The 2,818-nt window shown below is 76.1% G+C and carries 3 protein-coding genes; 2 read left to right on the top strand and 1 reads right to left on the bottom strand.

What is annotated here, in order from left to right:
- Positions 1 to 176 (bottom strand): inorganic diphosphatase (locus B2P18_RS08810; RefSeq protein ID WP_286958145.1); only part of this gene is annotated, 176 nt, incomplete at its 3' end.
- A 150-nt stretch (positions 177 to 326) separates the two neighbouring features.
- Between B2P18_RS08810 and dacB the strand changes: the two genes are divergently transcribed.
- Both dacB and B2P18_RS08800 read left to right on the top strand, forming a co-directional pair.
- Positions 327 to 1,736, top strand: a complete 1,410-nt coding sequence (gene dacB / locus B2P18_RS08805; RefSeq protein ID WP_286958143.1) for a D-alanyl-D-alanine carboxypeptidase/D-alanyl-D-alanine endopeptidase — start codon at positions 327 to 329, stop codon at positions 1,734 to 1,736.
- A 290-nt stretch (positions 1,737 to 2,026) separates the two neighbouring features.
- A partial coding sequence (locus B2P18_RS08800) for a zinc-dependent metalloprotease (RefSeq protein ID WP_286958142.1) occupies positions 2,027 to 2,818 on the top strand: 792 nt, incomplete at its 3' end.

Below are 2,818 nucleotides of genomic sequence, written 5' to 3'. Positions count from 1 at the left end.
AGCGCGTCGAGCGGGTCGCCGTCCTCGCCGAGGCTGTCCTCGACGTAGCCGTAGTCGGCGGGGTAGCGGGTGGACGTGAACAGCATGCGGTCCAGGCGGATCCGGCCGGACTCGTGGTCGACCTCGTACTTGTTGCGGTGACCCGACGGGATCTCGATGGTGACGTCCAGCTCCACTGGTGGCCCCTTTGCGTGGCTATCGGTGCAGCCCGGCGCCCTGGCCTAGGCTGCGAAACGGTCGATCGAATCGTTGGCCACCAACCTACCCACAGTCAGGGGGCGGCCGTGCGTCGGATGACCGTAATCGCGTGCGTCGCCACGCTCGGTGTGGCCGTTGCCACATATGGCGTCCTGGACGCGCACGACAAGGTCCCCGGCATCCTCACGATCGACCGCGACCCCTCGCCCCTGGCGTCACCTGCCCCCGGCGTCCCCTCGACGACGGCGACCGACGGCAGCCAGGCGTCCCGCGTGGTCGTGCCGACTCCCATCCCCCCGGTGGCCAGGTCCGCGGCCTCGTCGGGCGCGCCGCAGCCTGCCGCCGCGGCGCTGCGCTCGGCGCTCGCCCCGGCGCTCGCGGACCCCCGGCTGGGACGGTCCGTCGGACTGACGGTCCGGGACGGTATGACGGGCGCGCACCTGCTCGACGTGGCCGCCGACCAGCCGCGCACCCCCGCCTCGACGACCAAGCTCCTGACGGCGGCCGCCGTCGTGCCCTCCCTCGGCCCGGAGACCCGGCTGCGGACGACGACCGTCCTCGCGCCGGACGGGCGGGTGGTGCTGCGCGCGGGCGGCGACATGATGCTGGCGCGCGGCCCGTCGCGCCCCGGCGAGGTCGAGGGGCACGCCGGGGTGGGGACGCTCGCGGCGCAGACCGCGGCGGCGCTGCGCTCGGCCGGACGCACGACCGTCACGCTGGGCCTCGACACGACCTATGCCGACGGGGAGGACTACGCGCCGACCTGGGACCGCGCGTACTACCCGGAGGCGATCGTCGGCAAGGTGGCGATGCTCGGCCTCGCGGACGGCCTCGTGGCTCCCGGTGGCCCTGGTCCGGCCGACCCCGCGGGCGAGGTGGCCGAGGTCCTTCGCTCCGAGCTGGGCCGGGCCGGCATCAGCGTGCGCGGTGACCTGGTCCGCGCCGCGGCCCCCGGCGGCAGCCGCCCGCTGGCGGCCGTGTCGTCGGCGCCCGTCGCGGACGTGATGGCCGTCGCGCTGGCCCGCAGCGACAACGCCGTCACCGAGTCGCTGGCCCGTCAGGCGGCGGTGCGAGCCGGCGCGGGTGGCGGGTTCGCCGAGGTGGCGCGGTGGGTGCAGGCCGAGCTCGCGCGCCGCGGGCACGACGTGACCGGCGTCCGCCTGGTCGACACCAGCGGCTTGTCCAAGGGCACGGAGGTGCCCGCCCGCCTCGTGGGGGACGTGATCGTGGCCGGCACCTCGGGGCGTGACCCGGGCATGGCCCGCGTGGTCGAGGACCTGCCGGTGGCCGGGCTGTCCGGCACGCTGGCGGGGCGCTACGTCTCGGGGCCGGCGGCGTCAGGTGCCGGCCTCGTGCGGGCCAAGACCGGCACGCTCACCGGCATCAGCTCGCTCGGCGGCACGGTCGTGGACGCGGACGGCCGGCTGCTCGCCTTCGCCGTGCTGGCCGACGGCATCCCCTCCTCGTCCGGCACCGAGGGGGCGCGCGCGGCGCTCGATGCGCTGGTCGCACGCCTGGCGAGCTGTGGGTGCCGGTGACCGCGCGCTCCCCGTCTGCGCTGCCGTCCTCCGTCTCGGCCCTCCGCGCCCGTCTCGGGTTGCAGCACGAGACGGGCGCGGCGACGTGAGACGGAGGACGCCACACGAGACGGGCGCGGCGACGCGAGACGGGGGACGCCACGCGAGGCGGGGGACGCCGCACGAGACGGGGGCGCCGAGCCGGGACGGCGGGCGCCGAGCCGGGACGGCGGGCGCCGAGGCGGGCGGTCCGGCATACCGGCTCGTCCTCCGACGGGAACGGATCGCGACCCCGAGAGGTTGACCACGTCATGAGCCAGGACACCAGGCACGACCAGCGTCCCGACACCACCGAGCTCGTCGACTGGGACTTCGCCGCCGCCACCGGCCGCCGCCTCGTGCCGCGCGGCCCCCAGGTGACGCCGGCCGAGGCCGCCGAGGCGGTGCGTGCCCTGCGCGACGCCGCCGTGCGCTCGGCCCAGCACGTCGCCGACACCGCCCGCATGCACGCCCCCGCCAGCGCCGAGCCCGCCCGCGTGGTGGATCGTGGCGGATGGATCGACGCCAACGTCCGCTCGATGCGCGGGATGATCGCCCCCGTCCAGGACAAGCTCCTCGCCTCGCGCACCAGCCCGGTCGGTCCCGCCGCCGCGGCCGTCGGCGGCAAGGTGACGGGCGGCGAGACCGGCGCGCTGATGGCCTTCCTCGCGAGCAAGGTCCTCGGGCAGTACGACCTGGCCCCCGGCGGCACCCCCCAGCTGCTGCTCGTGGCCCCCAACGTCGTCGAGGTGGAGCGCGAGCTCGACCTCGACCCGGCCGACTTCCGCCAGTGGGTGTGCCTGCACGAGGAGACCCACCGGGTGCAGTTCACCGCCGTGCCGTGGCTGCGCGAGCACATGCTCGAGCGCACGCGGGCGCTGAGCGTCGACCTGGTGCCCGACCCCGACCAGCTGGCCTCGCGCCTGTCGATGGTCGTGCGCAACCTGCCCGACGCGGTGCGCGAGGGCGGCAACGGGCTGTCCGACCTGGTCACGACCCCCCAGCAGCGTGAGGAGATCGCCCGCCTGACGGCCATCATGAGCCTGCTCGAGGGGCACGCCGAC

Origin of the sequence: Arsenicicoccus sp. UBA2120 (assembly GCF_002330965.1) — a bacterium.
Classification (GTDB): domain Bacteria; phylum Actinomycetota; class Actinomycetes; order Actinomycetales; family Dermatophilaceae; genus Arsenicicoccus; species Arsenicicoccus bolidensis.
The sequence above is the reverse complement of the archived record's forward strand: the minus strand, read 5'-3'. Positions and strand labels throughout refer to the sequence as shown.